The organism is Geodermatophilus obscurus DSM 43160, assembly GCF_000025345.1.
Lineage (GTDB): Bacteria > Actinomycetota > Actinomycetes > Mycobacteriales > Geodermatophilaceae > Geodermatophilus > Geodermatophilus obscurus.
Window position 1 is genome coordinate 190,413 of record NC_013757.1, and the last position, 18,062, is coordinate 208,474.

The window sequence follows — 18,062 nt, forward strand, 5'->3', positions numbered from 1 at the left end:
TTGATCACTCTTCCTCGGTCGGGATGGGGCGGCCCTCCTGCAGGGTCCCGCCGCGAGCTCGCGAGGGGTGGAGGGCAGGAGGGTCCTTCTGCAGGACGGTGCCGGCGTCGTCACCTGTGACGGCGTCGGCGATGTGCTCGAGGGACGTGATGACGGCGCGGGCGCCGCCTCCCGCCACGAAGCGCAGCGCGGCCTCGACCTTGGGGCCCATCGAGCCGCGGCCGAACTCGCCGGCCGCGGCGTGCTCGCGCAGCTCGCGGGGGGTGACCCGGCCCAGCGGCCGGGCGCCGGGCCTGCCGTACCCGACCAGCACCTGCGGGACGTCGGTCGCGATCACGAGCGTGCCGGCGTCCAGCTCGCGCGCCAGCAGCGCTGCGGTGAGGTCCTTGTCGACGACGGCCTCGACGCCGTGCAGCGCTCCACCGGTGCCGTCGTCGACCACCGGGACGCCGCCCCCGCCGGCGCAGACGACGACGAACCCCGCCGCGAGCAGCGCCTCGACGGCCGGCACGTCGAGCACCCGCCGCGGTTCGGGCGAGGCGACGACCCGGCGCCAGCCGCGCTCGCCGCGGTCCTCCCACACCTGCCCGTGCGCCATGGAGCGCTCGGCCCGCTCGCGCGGCAGGTAGCGGCCGACCGGCTTCGAGGGCTCGCGGAAGTGCGGGTCGTCGGCGTCGACGAGGGTGCGGGTGACCAGGACGGCGGTGCGCTGCGGCAGCCCGCGGGCGGACAGGGCGGCGTCGAGCTCGTCGGCCAGCGTGAACCCGATGGTCGCCTGGGTCTGGGCGACGCACCAGTCCAGCGGCACGGGCGGGACCTCGTGCGCGGCGAGCTCGTTCTTGACCAGCAGGTTGCCCACCTGCGGCCCGTTGCCGTGGGTCAGCACCACCTGGACGCCGGTGGCCACGACCGCCGCGACGTGCCGGCAGGCCGCCGCGATCGCGTCGCGCTGCGCGCGGGGTGTCGCCGATCCGTCCGGGCCGGTCATCGCGTTGCCCCCGAGGGCGATGACGACGCGGCCGGGGGTCACCCCGGCGACCCTAGTCCGAGATGTCTCAGCGCTGAAGTACCTCAACGGCGCCAGAAGTCGAAGGCGTCCCGGCCGGGCCGGAAGCCGGCGGCCTCGACGACGTCCACCGCGAGGTCGAAGTGCTGGCCGACGCCGGCCGGCTGGTGGGCGTCGCTGCCGAAGCTGATCGCCTCGCCGCCCTCCTCGTGGAACCAGCGCACCTGGTCGACCGAGGCCAGCGGGCTGGTCGTGTTGACCTCGAGCGCCCGCCCGGTGCCGGCCAGCGCCCGGAACACCGCCCGGTACTCCTCCTCGTAGTCCTTCTCCGCGTACCGGTCGCTCCCGCCGGGCCAGTAGCGCCGCGGGAAGTCGACGTGGGCGAGCACCTGGAAGACGTCGCTGTTCTCCACCATGTCGACGACCTCGGCCAGGTAGCGGCGCATGGTCGTGTCCGGGTCGGGATAGAGCAGCCGGCCGATGCCGTAGAGCCGGCCGTCCTGGCTCAGCGAGTGCAGCGAGCCGAGCACCCGGTCGACGGGGGAGTCGCGCAGGTGGGCGGCGACGCTGGCGGCGAACAGGTGCGGCTCGCCGGTCTCCACGCCCGACCAGATCCGCAGCTCGGGGAAGCGCCCCCGGCACTCCTCCAGCTCGGCGAAGTAGCCCTCGACGTCGATGGGCAGGTGCCGGGACGCGTGCCGGTCGACCAGCCCGTCGGCGGTCGCGCGGTCCTCCGGCGTCCAGGTCGTGAAGTCGAGGTGCTCGGTGAAGGCGATGGCGGGGAGGCCCCGGGCCACCGCCCGCTCGCACGCGCGCACCATCGTGGAGGAGTCAGCGGTGTCCCAGGACCACCTGGTGTGCACGTGGTTGTCCGGCGGTCGCATGGTGTGTGGATTGTCCTCCTCCATCCCCAGGATCCGCGCGGCGGCCGGTCCTGTCGCCCGCGCTGCCTACTGTCGGACGCCATGAGCACCGCCGCGCCCACGACCGACCTCGCCCTCGAGGCCCTCGGGGTCCTCCGCGAGCTGACCGGCCGGCCCGACGCCGAGTTCCGCGAGGGGCAGGACGCCGCCGTCGCCGCGCTGGTCGAGCGCGCCGAGCGGGCGCTGGTCGTGCAGCGCACCGGGTGGGGCAAGTCGGCGGTCTACTTCGTCTCCACCGCGCTGCTCCGCCGCCGCGGCGCCGGGCCGACCCTGCTGGTGAGCCCGCTGCTCGCGCTCATGCGCGACCAGGTCGCCGCCGCCGCGCGCGCCGGCATCCGCGCCGTCGAGATCTCCAGCGCCAACGCCACCGAGTGGGACGACGTCGCCGCCGCGCTGGCCGCCGACGACGTCGACGTCCTGCTGGTCTCCCCGGAGCGGCTGACCAACCCGCGCTTCCGCGAGGAGCAGCTGCCGGACCTGGTCGCCCGCTGCGGCCTGCTCGTCGTCGACGAGGCGCACTGCGTCTCCGACTGGGGGCACGACTTCCGCCCCGACTACCGCCGCATCCGTGACCTGCTGGGCACGCTCCCGGCCGGGACGCCGGTGCTCGCGACCACCGCCACCGCGAACGAGCGGGTCGTCGCCGACGTCGCCGAGCAGCTCGGCGCCGGTGGCGTGGGCGTGACGACCGTGCGGGGCCCGCTGGCCCGCGACTCGCTGCGCCTCGGCGTCCTCCGCCTGCCCACCGACCGGGCCCGGCTGGCCTGGTTGGCCGCCCACCTGGGGGACCTGCCGGGCAGCGGCATCGTCTACACGCTCACCGTCGCGGCGGCCGAGGAGACCGCCGCGCTGCTGCGCGACGCGGGCCACGAGGTGCGCGCCTACACCGGTCGGCTCGACGACGCCGACCGCAAGGACGCCGAGGAGGCGCTGCGGGAGAACCGGGTCAAGGCGCTGGTGGCCACCTCCGCGCTCGGCATGGGCTTCGACAAGCCCGACCTCGGGTTCGTCGTCCACCTCGGGGCGCCCTCGTCGCCGGTCAGCTACTACCAGCAGGTCGGCCGCGCCGGCCGCGCCGTCGAGCACGCCGACGTGCTGCTGCTGCCCGGCCCCGAGGACCTCGCGATCTGGCAGTGGTTCGCCACCTCCTCCATGCCGCGGGAGGACCACGCCGCCGCGGTGCTGTCGGCGATGGCCGACGGCAAGGCCTGGTCGGTGGCCCGGCTGGAGACGGTGGCCGACGTCCGCCGCTCCCGGCTGGAGCTGCTGCTCAAGGTGCTCGCCGTCGACGGCGCGGTGGAACGGGTGCAGGGCGGGTGGCGGTCCACCGGCCGCCCGTGGGTCTACGACGCCGACCGCTACGCCCGGGTGACGCGCACCCGCGAGGCCGAGCAGCGGGCGATGATCGCCTACGCGAAGCCGGTCGACGAGGCGCGGTGCCGGATGGCCTTCCTGCAGGAAGCTCTCGACGACCCGACCGCCGCGCCGTGCGGCCGCTGCGACGTCTGCGCGGGCCCCTGGTACTCCTCGGACGTCCCGGAGGGTGCGGCCCAGGCCGCCTCGGCAGCGCTCGACCGCCCCGGCGTGGAGCTCGCCCCGCGCGCCCAGTGGCCGACCGGCGCCGACCGCCTCGGCGTCGAGGTCAAGGGCAGGATCGCACCGGGCGAGCAGCTCGACCCGGGCCGCGCCGTCGCCCGGCTGACCGACCTCGGCTGGGGTCAGCGGCTGCGCACCCTGCTCGGGGACGACGGCGTCGGCGGCACGGTCACCCTCGACCTGGAGGCGCCCGGCATCGAGGAGGACCCGGACGCCGCCTTCGACGTCCCGGTGCAGCGGTCCGTGTCCGACGTCCCGCCGGACGAGGAGCTGCTGCGTGCGTGTGCGCGGGTGCTCGGGGCCTGGGACTGGGCCGAACGGCCGGCCGCCGTGGTCGCCGTCCCCTCCCGCCGTCGGCCGCAGCTGGTGACCGGGCTCGCCCAGGGGCTGGCCGGGCTCGGCCGGTTGCCCTACCTCGGGGAGCTGTCCCTTGCGCACGGCGGTCCGACCGGCCAGCCCGGCGGCAACAGCGCCTTCCGGCTGGCCGGGGTGTGGCAACGGATGGTCGTCGGCCCCGAGCTGCGCGAGCGCCTGGCCCAGCTGGGTCCGGTGCCGGTGCTGCTGGTCGACGACCTCGCCGACTCACGCTGGACCATGACCGTCGCCGGTCGTGAGCTGCGCCTGGCCGGCGCCTCCCGTGTCCTGCCTTTCGCACTGGCCCTCACCGCCTGAGAGAGCTGGAGGGACCCCGTCCTCCCCGACCTTCGCAAGCTCAGGCCGGGGCCCGGGACGGGGCCACGCCACTCGCAGGCTCGGGCCGTGGCCTCCTCTCCCCTGGAGCCGTTGACGCCACCGGCACTCGTACACACGTTCGATCTGTCGTAGCCTCCGCCCATGTCCCTCGCACACCAGCCGTCGATGTGGGACCTCGCCGAGGAGGCCACGCTCGGACCGCTCGCGGTCACCCGGCACCGCCTCGGTCGCGGCGCCTGGGTCGACCACCTGCCCGGCTGGGTCCAGGGGTCCGACGAGGTCCTCGAGGTGCTGCTCGGGGACATCGGCTGGCGGGCCGACCGGCGGCAGATGTACGAGCGCGAGGTCGCCGTCCCCCGCCTGCTGCGGTGGTACGGCGGGGACGAGACGCTGCCGCACCCGTTGCTGACCCAGGCCCGCGAGACGCTCACCGGGCACTACCGGCCAGAGCTCGGCGAGCCCTTCGTCAGCGCAGGCATGTGCCTCTACCGCGACGGGCGGGACAGCGTCGCCTGGCACGGTGACCGGCTCGGCCGTGGTCGCAGCGCTGACACGATGGTGGCGATCGTGTCCTTCGGGTCGCCGCGGCCGCTGCTGCTCCGCCCGCTCGGGGGCGGGGAGAGCCTGCGCTTCCCCCTGGGCCACGGCGACCTCGTCGTCATGGGGGGCTCCTGCCAGCGCACCTGGGAGCACTGCATCCCGAAGACGACCAAGCCCGTGGGCCCCCGGGTGAGCGTGCAGTTCCGTCCCCGCGGCGTCGCGTGACCCTGGTGCGCCGCTGTGACGGAGACCGCACCTGCAGCCGGAAGTGCCGACGAGGGCGCCGCCTTGTGGGCTCCCGTCGGGACATCGCGGCCCCAGCGGCCGGCCTCCCGCCCCCGGCTCCATCACGAGGAGCGCGGATGCGGCGGGACAGCCGGCGAGGGTGTCCGGCGTCGTCCCGGCAGCGGGACGACGGCAGTGCCTCATCCCCCACCTCCGTGTGACGCAGGACGTGAACGGCGGGAAGGGACACGGTGCGGACGACGTTCCACCACACGTTCCCGGACGAGCGGCTTCCCAGCCGCTCTACGAGGACATCGCCGGTCCTGGTGACAGGGCTGACGAGAGGAGGACGGCCGCCTCTCCGGCCCCCCGTGCAAGGGGCTCCGAGAGTGGTGTACTGTTCTCTCTGCACCGAGCGAGAACGGACCGGGCCGCCAGCCTGGTCAACCGCCGGACAAGCCCTCGAGGTTTGACTGCTGCGGAGCGCGGTGTACATTGGAGACACCGTCTCGAACGAAGGCCGAAAGGGCTGGACTACGAGCGCGTCCGCTCCTTGAGAACTCAACAGCGTGCCGAAAGTCAGTGCCAAGTAACAAACCCCTTTTTGTGGGTTTCTTTGGGTTGATGGATATCGAGAGCGTCCAGTTCTCGGTTCTCGGCCTGGTTCAAGCATCTACGGAGAGTTTGATCCTGGCTCAGGACGAACGCTGGCGGCGTGCTTAACACATGCAAGTCGAACGGTGAACCTGCTTCGGTGGGGGATCAGTGGCGAACGGGTGAGTAACACGTGGGCAACCTGCCCCCGGCTCTGGGATAACTCCAAGAAATTGGGGCTAATACCGGATGTGACCGCTGGCCGCATGGTCTGGTGGTGGAAAGGGTTTCCGGCTGGGGATGGGCCCGCGGCCTATCAGCTTGTTGGTGGGGTAGTGGCCTACCAAGGCGACGACGGGTAGCCGGCCTGAGAGGGTGACCGGCCACACTGGGACTGAGACACGGCCCAGACTCCTACGGGAGGCAGCAGTGGGGAATATTGCGCAATGGGCGGAAGCCTGACGCAGCGACGCCGCGTGGGGGATGACGGCCTTCGGGTTGTAAACCTCTTTCAGCAGGGACGAAGCCGTGAGGTGACGGTACCTGCAGAAGAAGCACCGGCCAACTACGTGCCAGCAGCCGCGGTAATACGTAGGGTGCAAGCGTTGTCCGGAATTATTGGGCGTAAAGAGCTCGTAGGCGGTTGGTCGCGTCGGCTGTGAAAACCCGGAGCTCAACTCCGGGCCTGCAGTCGATACGGGCCGACTTGAGTGTTGCAGGGGAGACTGGAATTCCTGGTGTAGCGGTGAAATGCGCAGATATCAGGAGGAACACCGGTGGCGAAGGCGGGTCTCTGGGCAACAACTGACGCTGAGGAGCGAAAGCGTGGGGAGCGAACAGGATTAGATACCCTGGTAGTCCACGCCGTAAACGTTGGGCGCTAGGTGTGGGGGCCATTCCACGGTCTCCGTGCCGCAGCTAACGCATTAAGCGCCCCGCCTGGGGAGTACGGCCGCAAGGCTAAAACTCAAAGGAATTGACGGGGGCCCGCACAAGCGGCGGAGCATGTTGCTTAATTCGATGCAACGCGAAGAACCTTACCTAGGCTTGACATGCACGGAAATCTCGCAGAGATGCGGGGTCCGTAAGGGCCGTGCACAGGTGGTGCATGGTTGTCGTCAGCTCGTGTCGTGAGATGTTGGGTTAAGTCCCGCAACGAGCGCAACCCTCGTTCCATGTTGCCAGCACGTGATGGTGGGGACTCATGGGAGACTGCCGGGGTCAACTCGGAGGAAGGTGGGGATGACGTCAAATCATCATGCCCCTTATGTCTAGGGCTGCAAACATGCTACAATGGCCGGTACAAAGGGCTGCGATACCGCAAGGTGGAGCGAATCCCAAAAAGCCGGTCTCAGTTCGGATTGGGGTCTGCAACTCGACCCCATGAAGTTGGAGTCGCTAGTAATCGCAGATCAGCAACGCTGCGGTGAATACGTTCCCGGGCCTTGTACACACCGCCCGTCACGTCACGAAAGTCGGTAACGCCCGAAGCCGGTGGCCCAACCCCTTGTGGGAGGGAGCCGTCGAAGGCGGGATCGGCGATTGGGACGAAGTCGTAACAAGGTAGCCGTACCGGAAGGTGCGGCTGGATCACCTCCTTTCTAAGGAGCACTGGCCGCCACATGCGTGTGGTGGTCCAGAGCTGCGCTCGGACCGTGATGGTTTCCCGCCTGTGGGGGGCCGCGGGTGTTCGGGGCAGTGCTCGAGGGTGGAACGCTGACCAGTTCGGCCGGCAGCCTGGCTGCCGCTTCTAGTACGGCGGGTCCTTTCGGGGGCTCGTGGGGAACGGGGTGGCGGCGGGGATGACCGGTGGTAGGCACGCTGTTGGGTCCTGAGGGAGCGGGCCCCCCGGGGTGGACGGGAATCGTTCGCCGGTGGGGGGTGGTTGTCTCGGTCGGGGCCGTCCGGGTCCTCGTACCACCCGCCGTCTCCTCCCCTGTGCGGGGATGGGGTCGGTGGGGTTTGGCGGGGCGGGTGCCGGATGGTGGCCGGTTGGTCGTTGAGAACTGCACAGTGGACGCGAGCATCTTCTTTGATTGCAGGCCCGCGCGCGAGCGCCGGTCACGTGGTGTCTTTCCCTTCCGGGGAGGCGGTGCGTGGCAGGTGTTGGGCGTGGGGTTTGTTGTAGTTGTGTGGCCAAGTTGTTAAGGGCACACGGTGGATGCCTGGGCACCAGGAGCCGATGAAGGACGTAGGAGGCTGCGATAAGCCTCGGGGAGCTGCCAACCGAGCGTTGATCCGAGGATGTCCGAATGGGGGAACCCCGCACCAGTCATGTGGTGTGACCCGCGCCTGAACACATAGGGCGTGTGGAGGGAACGTGGGGAAGTGAAACATCTCAGTACCCACAGGAAGAGAAAACAACCGTGATTCCGTGAGTAGTGGCGAGCGAAAGCGGATGAGGCTAAACCGTTTCCATGTGATACCCGGCAGGGGTTGTGGGAGCGGGGTCGTGGGACCGTTCTGCAGGTGCTGCCGCACCTGCGGGGAGTGAGAAAGTGCTGTCGTTAGTGGAAGGCCTCTGGAAGGGGTCGCCGTAGAGGGTGAGAGCCCCGTACACGAAAACGCTGCACCTCCCGAACGTGTTTCCCAAGTAGCACCGAGCCCGTGGAATTCGGTGTGAATCTGGCGGGACCACCCGCTAAGCCTGAATACTCCCTGGTGACCGATAGCGGACGAGTACCGTGAGGGAAAGGTGAAAAGTACCCCGGGAGGGGAGTGAAATAGTACCTGAAACCGTGTGCCTACAAGCCGTGAGAGCCTGATCACCTTCGGGTGACGGTGATTGCGTGCCTTTTGAAGAATGAGCCTGCGAGTTAGTGGTACGTGGCGAGGTTAACCCGTGGGGGGTAGCCGTAGCGAAAGCGAGTCCGAACAGGGCGAGTCAGTCGCGTGCTCTAGACCCGAAGCCGAGTGATCTACCCATGGCCAGGTTGAAGCGCGGGTAAGACCGCGTGGAGGACCGAACCCACCAGGGTTGAAAACCTGGGGGATGAGCTGTGGGTAGGGGTGAAAGGCCAATCAAACTCGGTGATAGCTGGTTCTCCCCGAAATGCATTTAGGTGCAGCGTCGCGTGTTTCTTGCCGGAGGTAGAGCACTGGATGGCTGATGGGCCCCACAAGGTTACTGACGTCAACCAAACTCCGAATGCCGGTAAGTGAGAGCGCGGCAGTGAGACTGCGGGCGATAAGGTTCGTAGTCGAGAGGGAAACAGCCCAGATCATCGGCTAAGGCCCCTAAGCGTGTGCTAAGTGGAAAAGGATGTGGGATCGCAGAGACAACCAGGAGGTTGGCTTAGAAGCAGCCATCCTTGAAAGAGTGCGTAATAGCTCACTGGTCAAGTGGTTCCGCGCCGACAATGTAGCGGGGCTCAAGCACACCGCCGAAGCCGTGGCACTCCAGCACGTCCCCGTCGTCGCCTTTCGAGGCGCCGGCCAGGGGCTGGGGTGGGTAGGGGAGCGTCGTGTGGCGGGTGAAGCGGCGGAGGAATCCAGCCGTGGACGCCACGCGAGTGAGAATGCAGGCATGAGTAGCGAGAGGGGAGTGAGAACCTCCCCCGCCGGAAGACCAAGGGTTCCTGGGCCAGGCTAATCCGCCCAGGGTGAGTCGGGACCTAAGGCGAGGCCGACAGGCGTAGTCGATGGACAACGGGTTGATATTCCCGTACCCGCGAAGGAACGCCCATGCTGAACCCAGCGATGCTAACCGCCCGAACACCCGCGGTCTGGTTCTTTCGAGGATCGGATGCGGGGACTAGCGCGGGATCCGGACTGGTAGTAGGCAAGCGATGGGGTGACGCAGGAAGGTAGTCCTACCGGTGAGTGGTAGTACCGGTGCAAGGGTGTGGCCCGCGCCATAGGCAAATCCGTGGCGCATTCAGGGTGAGGCCTGACGCATAGCCGATTGCGGTGAATGGGATGATCCTATGCTGCCGAGAAAAGCCTCTAGCGAGTTCCGAGCGGCCCGTACCCCAAACCAACTCAGGTGGTCAGGTAGAGAATACCGAGGCGATCGAGCGAACTGTGGTTAAGGAACTCGGCAAAATGCCCCCGTAACTTCGGGAGAAGGGGGACCCCTTCCCGTCAACCAGCGTGCCTGGGGCAGCGGAGGGGGGTCGCAGAGACCAGTGAGAAGCGACTGTTTACTAAAAACACAGGTCCGTGCGAAGTCGTAAGACGATGTATACGGACTGACGCCTGCCCGGTGCTGGAACGTTAAGGGGACGGGTTAGTGCGCCTTCGGGTGTGCGAAGCTCAGAACTCAAGCGCCAGTAAACGGCGGTGGTAACTATAACCATCCTAAGGTAGCGAAATTCCTTGTCGGGTAAGTTCCGACCTGCACGAATGGCGTAACGACTTCTCAGCTGTCTCAACCACAGGCTCGGCGAAATTGCACTACGAGTAAAGATGCTCGTTACGCGCGGCAGGACGGAAAGACCCCGGGACCTTCACTACAGCTTGATATTGGTGTTCGGTTCGGCTTGTGTAGGATAGGTGGGAGACTGTGAAGCGAGCACGCCAGTGTTCGTGGAGTCGCCGTTGAAATACCACTCTGGTCGAATTGGATGTCTAACCTCGGTCCGTGATCCGGATCAGGAACAGTGTCAGGTGGGTAGTTTAACTGGGGCGGTTGCCTCCCAAAATGTAACGGAGGCGCCCAAAGGTTCCCTCAGCCTGGTTGGCAATCAGGTGTCGAGTGCAAGTGCACAAGGGAGCTTGACTGTGAGACCGACGGGTCGAGCAGGAGCGAAAGCTGGGACTAGTGACCCGGCACCGGCATGTGGAAGCGGTGTCGCTCAACGGATAAAAGGTACCCCGGGGATAACAGGCTGATCTTCCCCAAGAGTCCATATCGACGGGATGGTTTGGCACCTCGATGTCGGCTCGTCGCATCCTGGGGCTGGAGTAGGTCCCAAGGGTTGGGCTGTTCGCCCATTAAAGCGGTACGCGAGCTGGGTTTAGAACGTCGTGAGACAGTTCGGTCCCTATCCGCCGCGCGCGTAAGAGACTTGCGAAGAGCTGTCCCTAGTACGAGAGGACCGGGACGGACGAACCTCTGGTGTGCCAGTTGTACCGCCAGGTGCACTGCTGGTTGGCTACGTTCGGCAGGGATAACCGCTGAAAGCATCTAAGCGGGAAGCTCGCTTCAAGATGAGGTCTCTCACCCAGTCAATGGGGTAAGGCCCCCGCCCAGACCAGCGGGTTGATAGGCCGGAGGTGGAAGCACCGCGAGGTGTGGAGCTGACCGGTACTAACAGGCCGAGGGCTTGACCACACGACCACCACCACCCCCACACGCGTGTGCGGGAATGCGGTCGAAGAGCAATGCGTGACATCCAACGCGTCCACTGTGCGGTTCTGAACGCACCAACCGGGGAACACGCCTGGTTTGTCTCGTTCACAGTGTTACGGCGGTCATGGCGAGAGGGAAACGCCCGGTCCCATTCCGAACCCGGAAGCTAAGCCTCTCAGCGCCGATGGTACTGCCCTGGAGACGGGGTGGGAGAGTAGGACACCGCCGGACAACCACTCCATGAAGGGCCCTCACCTCCCGGTGAGGGCCCTTCATGCACGTCTGCCTCGGGCGGGTCCCGGCGCCCGTATCGGATCCACCCGTCCAGACACCAGGCCCCGGATCCGTGGTGACGGAACCGGGGCCTGATGGCCGGAGTGCGGCTTCTGCGTCAGGGGACGACGCGGCGGATGCCGGCGAAGGCGAGCAGACCCAGGGCGGCTGCCAGAGCCAGCGGCAGGCCGACGGCGAGGGTCATCACCGACTGGTCGATGAGCCAGCGACCGACGTCCGTCCACGCACGCATCCAGGTGACGAGGACGGCAGCGCCACCCAGGACGACGAGGCCACCGATGATGAGGCCCCACACCGCGCTCGGGCCCCAGCGCTTGGTCACCACGCCCATGCCCACGCCCGCCGCGATGAGCGCCAGCATGGGGGCGCCCGAGACCGCGACCTGGGGAAGGAAGCCGTCGACGTCCACCGGAGGTGGCGTCCAGAACTGCAGGCCCACGCCCCAGCCACCCGTTGCCGCCTCGACGGCGTCCAGGACCGCCAGGAGGGTGCCGAAGCCGAGGGCCATGCCGACGCCTACCAGGCAGGTGCCGAGGAAGTAGCTGCGCCGGCTGAGGCTGATGCCCATCGCGAACGGCATCAGCTGCGTCACCGCCTGGACGAAGACGATGAGCACGGTGATGTACAGGGCCAGGACGCCGCCGGTGAAGCCGTCCTCCCCCTGGAGGGAGCGGATGTCGACGATCCGCCAGACGGCCCAGTTGATGGCGAAGCTGAGCGCCCCGACCATCCACGGCACGCCCAGGATGGCCATCGGGTGCACCAGCTGCAGACGGGCCGCGGCCAGGACGCGGTTCATCGGGAGACCTCCTCGAGGTCGGTACTGGTGGAGGACTCGGGTCGGGACGTCCGCAGGCTCATGGCCACGACGAGCTGCTGGAGGGTCACCGGCTCCCAGGCCAGCCCGGCGTCGGCGGCGTCGCCTCCGGCGGAGCCGCCGGTCAGCCGGACGACGGAACGGCTCTGCCCGGCGAGGGACTCGGTGTGCAGCAGCTCGTGCCGGCCGGCGAAGGCCGCGACCCGGTCGCTCGGTCCGGTCACGGTGACCGCACTGCCGCGCAGCGATTCGGCATCCGCGTCGAGCAGGACCCGGCCGCGGTCGATGAGCAGGACCCGCTCGAGCAGGGCCGCGATCTCCTCGATCAGGTGGGTGGACAGCACCACCGTGCGCGGGTGCTCGGCGTAGTCGGCCAGCAGCCGGTCGTAGAACAGCTGCCGCGCGACGGCGTCCAGGCCCAGGTAGGGCTCGTCGAACAGCGTGATCGGTGCCCGGGAGGCCAGGCCGATGACGATGCCGACGGCGGAGGTCATGCCGCGGGAGAGCTTCTTGACCGACCGCTTGGCCGGCAGGTCGAAGTCGCGCAGCAGCTCGGCAGCGAGGCCGGCGTTCCAGTCCGGGTAGACCAGGGCCGCCGCGTCGAGGGCGTCGCGGACCCGGAAGTGGTCGGGGTAGCGCTGCCCCTCCTTGACGAAGCAGATCCGGGAGAGGACGCCGTCGTTCTCGTAGGGGGCGCCACCGAGGACCTCGACCGAGCCGCTGGTCGGCACGCGGTGACCGGTGAGCAGCTGCATGAGCGTCGTCTTGCCGGCCCCGTTGCGGCCGACCAGCCCGGTGATGCTGTCGCGTTCGATCACCGTGCTGACGCCGTCCAGGGCGGTGTGCCCCCGGAACCGCATCGTGACGTCGCGGACGGTGGCCGCCGCGGTGGTGGGCGGGGTCATCGCTGCTCCTCCCAGTTGCCGATCATGGCGGTGAGCTCGTGGACGGGGATCCCGAGCTTGCGGGCCTCGGCCATCAGGGGACTGACGTACTGGTCGGCGAACTCGCTGCGCCGGCGCTTGAGCAGCTGTTCGCGGGCGCCGGTGGCGACGAACATCCCGACTCCTCTTCTCTTGTAGAGGACCCCGTCGGCGACCAGCTGGTTCAGTCCCTTGGCGGCGGTCGCGGGGTTGATGCGGTGGAAGGCGGCCAGCTCGTTGGTGGAGGGGGCCTGGGTCTCCTCCACCAGGGAGCCGTCGACGATCGCGTTCTCGATGTCGGCGGCCACCTGCCGGAAGATCGGGCCGGCGTCCTCGTTCACGGCGCGTGCCCGCCGGGACCAGGAGCCTCGTGGTTCCTGGGTTCGTTACTCATGTAATGAACCGTAGAGGTTGGCGTCTCGCGGAAGCAAGCCCTGCCGTCCTCCGTCGCGCAACGTCGCTGTCACACGAACTCGCTACCGTCCGGGCTCCGCCGACGTCCGGAGGTCTCCCGCGTGCACCTGTCCCCGCACGAGCAGGAACGGCTGTTGCTCTCCTACGCCGCCGAGCTCGCCCGTCGGCGGCGGGCACGGGGACTGCGGCTCAACCTCCCGGAGGCGACGGCGATCGTCACCGACCACGTCCTCGAGGGCGCACGGGACGGTGTGCTGGTGGCCGAGCTGATGCAGTCCGGTCGCACGGTCCTGACCCGGGACGACGTCATGGACGGCGTCCCTGCGCTGCTGGAGGAGGTGCAGGTGGAGGCGACCTTCCCGGACGGGACCAAGCTGGTGACCGTCCACCACCCCATCCCGTGAGCGCCGGCGAGCGGGTACTGCCGGCGGGGCCCGTGCGCAGGGAGTCCGTGGTCCCCGGCGAGGTCATCCCGGCGGAGGGCGTCGTCGAGACGCTGCCGGGCGCCCCGCGGGTCGAGGTGGAGGTGACCAACGCCGGCGACCGCCCGGTCCAGGTCGGCTCGCACTTCCACTTCCCGCAGGCCAACCGGGCGCTGGAGTTCGACCGCGGCGCCGCGCACGGTCACCGCCTCGACATCGCCGCGGGCACCGCCGTCCGCTTCGAGCCGGGGATCACGCGGACCGTGACGCTGGTGCCGTTGGCCGGCGCGCGCGTCGTGCCCGGCCTGACGACAGCCCGGGGAGCTCCGCAGCGAGGAACGAGCGATGAGCGGACCGGGGCGCGGAGTCCGGCGAGTGGACAGGGCCTGACCGCAGGGGGAGGGCTCGGCTGATGGTGCTGCTGTCCCGCGAGCGCTACGCGCAGCTCTACGGCCCGACGGTCGGCGACCGCGTCCGGCTGGCCGACACCGACCTGCTCATCGAGGTGGAGGAGGACCGCTGCGGCGGCCCCGGCCGGGCCGGCGAGGAGGCGGTCTTCGGCGGCGGCAAGGTGATCCGCGAGTCGATGGGGCAGGGCCGGGCCACCCGCGCCGAGGGCGCGCCCGACCTGGTGATCACCGGTGCGGTCGTCCTCGACCACTGGGGGGTCGTCAAGGCCGACGTCGGCATCCGGGACGGCCGGATCGTGGCGCTCGGCAAGGCGGGCAACCCCGACACGATGGACGGCGTCCACCCCGGCCTGGTCATCGGCCCGGGCACCGAGGTGCTCGCCGGGAACGGCCGCATCCTCACCGCCGGCGGCATCGACTGCCACGTGCACTTCATCTGCCCGCAGATCGTCCCCACGGCGCTGGGCTCGGGCGTCACCACGCTGATCGGCGGCGGCACCGGTCCGGCGGAGGGGTCCAAGGCCACCACGATCACCCCGGGCGACTGGTACCTGGCCCGCATGCTCGAGGCGATGGACCCGTGGCCGGTCAACGTCGCGCTGCTGGGCAAGGGCAACACCGTCTCGCAGGAGTCGATGGAGGAGCAGCTCCGTGGCGGCGCCAGCGGGTTCAAGCTGCACGAGGACTGGGGGTCCACGCCGGCCGCCATCGACGCCTGCCTCACCGTGGCCGGGCGCAACGGCGTCCCGGTGGCCCTGCACTCGGACACGCTCAACGAGGCCGGCTTCATCGAGGACACCCTGGCCGCCATCGCCGGCCGGAGCATCCACGCGTACCACACCGAGGGGGCCGGGGGTGGTCACGCGCCGGACATCATCACCGTCGCCGGGCACCCGAACGTGCTACCGAGCAGCACCAACCCGACGCGGCCGCACACGGTCAACACCCTCGACGAGCACCTCGACATGCTCATGGTCTGCCACCACCTCGACTCGTCGGTGCCCGAGGACCTGGCCTTCGCCGAGAGCCGGATCCGGCCGACGACGATCGCCGCCGAGGACCTGTTGCACGACGTCGGGGCCATCTCGATGATCGGCTCCGACGCGCAGGCGATGGGCCGGGTCGGTGAGGTCGTGCTGCGGACCTGGCAGACCGCGCACGTGATGAAGCGCAAACGGGGGTCGCTGGCCGGGGACGGTGCGGCGGACAACCTGCGGGCCCGCCGGTACGTCGCCAAGTACACGATCTGCCCGGCCGTGGCGCACGGGATCGACGGCGAGGTCGGCTCGGTGGAGCCGGGCAAGCTGGCCGACCTGGTGCTGTGGGACCCGCGGTTCTTCGGCGTCCGCCCGCACGCCGTGCTCAAGGGCGGGGTGATCGCCTGGGCGCAGATGGGTGACGCCAACGCCTCCATCCCCACCCCGCAGCCGCAGCTGCCCCGGCCGATGTTCGGCGCGTACGGGCGGGTGCCGGCCCGGACGGCGCTGCACTTCGTCGCCCCCGCGGCGGTCGAGGCGGGGCTGGCCGACCGGCTCGGCGTCGACCGCCGGCTGGTCGCGGTCACCGACACCACCCGGCTCGCCAAGGCTGACATGCCGGAGAACACCGCGCTGCCCGACATCCGGGTCGACCCCGACACCTTCACCGTGCGGGTGGACGGCGAGGTGTGGGAGCCCGAGCCGGTGCGCGAGCTGCCGATGGCCCAGCGCTACTTCCTCTTCTGATGACGGCTGCGCTGCTCACCCTCGCCGACTCGCGGCTGCCGGCCGGCGGGCACACGCACTCCGGTGGCGTGGAACAGGCGGTCGCCGCCGGGGTGGTGCACGACCCGGGATCCCTGACGACCTTCCTCCTGCGCCGCCTGCACACCGCGGGGGTGGTCGCGGCCGGGCTCGCGGCCGCCGCCACGACAGTGTCGTCCTCCGGACGACACCGCGGCCAGGTGCCGTCCCCCGCTGCCGAGAGCGCCGCCCCCGTCCCGGGCCTGCGGGTGGTGGGGAGGACGGGGTCCTCCTGCTCCTCGCGGGAGACTGCGGCACCCGCCTCGTCGTCGCTCGTCGCTGCGCTCCTGGACCTCGACGCCGAGGCCGATGCGCGGACGCCGTCCCCGGCGCTGCGCGCGGCGTCCCGGCAGCAGGGGCGCGGGCTGGTGCGGGTGGGGCGGCGGGCCTGGCCGTCACCGGTGTGGGACGCGCTGCCCGACCGGCCGCACCACCCGGTCGCGATGGGCGTCGCTGGGACGGCGGCCGGGCTGGCCCCGTCCGACGCTGCCGCGGCGGCCGCCTACCTGTCGATCAGCGGCCCGGCCACCGCCGCCCAGCGGCTGCTGGCGATGGACCCGCTCACCGTCGCCGCCGTCACCGCCCGGCTGGCCCGCGCGGTCGACGCCGTGGCCGTCGCCGCGGTCGAGGCCGGCCTGCCGGCAGACGCCGACCCGCTCCTCGACCTGCTCGCCGAGGTGCACGCCGCACGCAAGGACCGCTTCTTCGCCTCATGAACGCCACCGGGAGTCCACATGCCGCCTGACCACAACCTGGACGACTACGTCGACCCGCACGAGCACGGGCACCGCTCCGGCGGGCCGCTGCGCGTGGGCCTCGGCGGGCCGGTCGGCTCCGGCAAGACGGCGCTGGCCGCCGCGCTGTGCCGCACGCTCGGCGGCGAGTACGACCTCGCCGTGGTGACCAACGACATCTACACGACCGAGGACGCCGACTTCCTGCGCCGCAACGCCGTCCTCCCCGACGACCGGATCGAGGCGGTGCAGACCGGCTGCTGCCCGCACACCGCGATCCGCGACGACATCACAGCCAACCTCGACGCCGTGGAGCTGCTCGAGTGGCGGCACCCGGGGCTGGAGCTGGTGCTCGTCGAGTCCGGCGGGGACAACCTGACGGCCAGCTTCAGCTACGGCCTGGTCGACGTGCAGGTGTTCGTCGTCGACGTCGCGGGCGGGGACAAGGTGCCGCGCAAGGGCGGGCCGGGCGTCACCGCCGCTGACCTGCTGGTGGTGAACAAGACCGACCTCGCCGCGCTGGTCGGCGCCGACCTCGGCGTCATGCGCCGGGACGCGGACGCGGTGCGCGGGGGCAAGCCGACGCTGCTGGTCTCGCTGCGCGAGGACCCGAGCGCCGCGGCGGTGGCCGACTGGGTGCGGGAGCAGGTGCGGGCCCGGGCGCTGCAGGAAGCGTGAGGACCCTCGTCGAGGTCGTCGCCTGCCGCGGGCCCGGCGGGCGCACCGTGCTCCCGGTGGTGCGCGGGGGCGGGCAGTACGCCGTCCGCCGGACCGGCCCGGCGACGGTGCACCTGGTCGCCACCGCCTTCGGCCCGCTCGGCGGCGACGACGCGAGGATCCGGCTGGTCGTCGAGGAAGGCGCGCGGCTGCGCGTGCGCTCGGTGGCGGCGGCGGTCGCGTTGCCCTCGCGCAGCATCGCCGAGCCGTCGGTGCAGCGCGTGCACGCCACCGTCGCCGGCGAGCTGGACCTGGCGCCAGAGCCGACCGTCGTCGCGGCGCGCGCCCGGCACGTCGCCGAGCTCGAGGCCGAGCTGGGGCCGGCCGCGGTGCTGACCAGCGCCGAGCAGGTGCTGCTCGGGCGGCGCGGCGAGGAGCCCGGCCGCTGGACCGGCACCACCCGGGTCCTCCGCGAGGGCCGGCCGCTGCTGCACACCACGGTCGACCTCGGGCCGGGCGCGCCGGCCTGGTTGCCGCCGGTGGCCCCGCGGGCGTACGCATCCACCGTGCACCTGGACGCCGGCGCCCACCCGCCCCAGCAGCCGGTCGCCACGGGGGAGGACGCCGTCCGGCTCCCGCTGCCCGGCGGCTGGACGGCGACCGCGTGGGGTGCCGAGCTGCACCGGGTGACCGGCGCGCTGGCCGCCCTGACCGCGCCCGGGCAGGAGACGGCGTGACGC

13 protein-coding genes and 3 rRNA genes are annotated in these 18,062 nt (G+C 70.2%); 11 read left to right on the plus strand and 5 right to left on the minus strand.

Annotated elements, in window-relative coordinates; all coding sequences use genetic code 11:
* Positions 1–4: 4 nt before the first annotated feature.
* Positions 5–1,030, minus strand: a complete 1,026-nt coding sequence (locus GOBS_RS00885) for a carbamate kinase (protein ID WP_012946429.1) — start codon at positions 1,028–1,030, stop codon at positions 5–7.
* A 41-nt stretch (positions 1,031–1,071) separates the two neighbouring features.
* Positions 1,072–1,890 carry a PHP domain-containing protein gene (locus tag GOBS_RS00890; RefSeq protein WP_041241259.1) on the minus strand — a complete coding sequence of 273 codons (819 nt, stop codon included), beginning with the start codon at positions 1,888–1,890 and terminating at the stop codon, positions 1,072–1,074.
* Positions 1,891–1,971: 81 nt separating this feature from the next.
* Here GOBS_RS00890 and GOBS_RS00895 point away from each other — a divergent pair, with 81 nt between their 5' ends.
* The 5 genes from GOBS_RS00895 to rrf all read left to right on the plus strand — a co-directional run bounded on the left by GOBS_RS00895 (position 1,972) and on the right by rrf (position 11,101).
* On the plus strand, positions 1,972–4,197 hold the full coding sequence (locus tag GOBS_RS00895) for a RecQ family ATP-dependent DNA helicase (protein WP_012946431.1): 2,226 nt from the start codon (positions 1,972–1,974) through the stop codon (positions 4,195–4,197).
* Positions 4,198–4,359: 162 nt separating this feature from the next.
* Positions 4,360–4,983, plus strand: coding sequence for an alpha-ketoglutarate-dependent dioxygenase AlkB (locus tag GOBS_RS00900; protein WP_012946432.1), 624 nt, complete (start codon positions 4,360–4,362; stop codon positions 4,981–4,983).
* 672 nt (positions 4,984–5,655) lie between these two features.
* Positions 5,656–7,178, plus strand: a 16S ribosomal RNA gene (locus GOBS_RS00905).
* Positions 7,179–7,711: 533 nt separating this feature from the next.
* Positions 7,712–10,852 (plus strand): 23S ribosomal RNA (locus tag GOBS_RS00910).
* A 132-nt stretch (positions 10,853–10,984) separates the two neighbouring features.
* Positions 10,985–11,101 (plus strand): 5S ribosomal RNA (gene rrf, locus GOBS_RS00915).
* The 16S, 23S and 5S rRNA genes sit together here, the layout of an rRNA operon.
* A gap of 160 nt (positions 11,102–11,261) precedes the next feature.
* On the opposite strand, the gene GOBS_RS00920 is transcribed toward rrf, so the two are convergent.
* The 3 genes from GOBS_RS00920 to GOBS_RS00930 are packed head-to-tail and all read right to left on the minus strand — an operon-like array spanning position 11,262 to position 13,245.
* Positions 11,262–11,963: a hypothetical protein gene (locus GOBS_RS00920; RefSeq protein WP_012946433.1), complete on the minus strand. Its 702-nt coding sequence runs from the start codon at positions 11,961–11,963 to the stop codon at positions 11,262–11,264.
* Positions 11,960–12,886 (minus strand): ABC transporter ATP-binding protein, encoded by a 927-nt coding sequence (locus GOBS_RS00925; protein ID WP_012946434.1) that lies wholly within the window; start codon positions 12,884–12,886, stop codon positions 11,960–11,962. Before GOBS_RS00925 ends, GOBS_RS00920 begins: the two co-directional genes overlap by 4 nt.
* Positions 12,883–13,245 (minus strand): GntR family transcriptional regulator, encoded by a 363-nt coding sequence (locus GOBS_RS00930; protein ID WP_012946435.1) that lies wholly within the window; start codon positions 13,243–13,245, stop codon positions 12,883–12,885. Before GOBS_RS00930 ends, GOBS_RS00925 begins: the two co-directional genes overlap by 4 nt.
* A gap of 174 nt (positions 13,246–13,419) precedes the next feature.
* Here GOBS_RS00930 and GOBS_RS00935 point away from each other — a divergent pair, with 174 nt between their 5' ends.
* Genes GOBS_RS00935 through GOBS_RS00960 form a run of 6 tightly spaced genes read left to right on the plus strand, consistent with a single transcriptional unit; the run spans position 13,420 to position 18,059 of the window.
* Entirely contained in the window at positions 13,420–13,722 is a 303-nt protein-coding gene (locus GOBS_RS00935) for an urease subunit gamma (RefSeq protein ID WP_012946436.1), read from the plus strand.
* Complete coding sequence (locus tag GOBS_RS29910) at positions 13,719–14,153, plus strand: urease subunit beta (RefSeq protein ID WP_243697608.1); 435 nt, start codon at positions 13,719–13,721, stop codon at positions 14,151–14,153. The genes GOBS_RS00935 and GOBS_RS29910 overlap by 4 nt, the downstream gene beginning before the upstream one ends.
* Positions 14,153–15,874: an urease subunit alpha gene (locus GOBS_RS00945; protein ID WP_012946438.1), complete on the plus strand. Its 1,722-nt coding sequence runs from the start codon at positions 14,153–14,155 to the stop codon at positions 15,872–15,874. Before GOBS_RS29910 ends, GOBS_RS00945 begins: the two co-directional genes overlap by 1 nt.
* Entirely contained in the window at positions 15,874–16,647 is a 774-nt protein-coding gene (locus tag GOBS_RS00950) for an urease accessory protein UreF (RefSeq protein WP_012946439.1), read from the plus strand. Before GOBS_RS00945 ends, GOBS_RS00950 begins: the two co-directional genes overlap by 1 nt.
* 18 nt (positions 16,648–16,665) lie before the next feature.
* On the plus strand, positions 16,666–17,343 hold the full coding sequence (gene ureG / locus GOBS_RS00955) for an urease accessory protein UreG (protein ID WP_012946440.1): 678 nt from the start codon (positions 16,666–16,668) through the stop codon (positions 17,341–17,343).
* Positions 17,340–18,059 carry an urease accessory protein UreD gene (locus GOBS_RS00960; RefSeq protein WP_012946441.1) on the plus strand — a complete coding sequence of 240 codons (720 nt, stop codon included), beginning with the start codon at positions 17,340–17,342 and terminating at the stop codon, positions 18,057–18,059. The genes ureG and GOBS_RS00960 overlap by 4 nt, the downstream gene beginning before the upstream one ends.
* Positions 18,060–18,062: the final 3 nt, after the last annotated feature.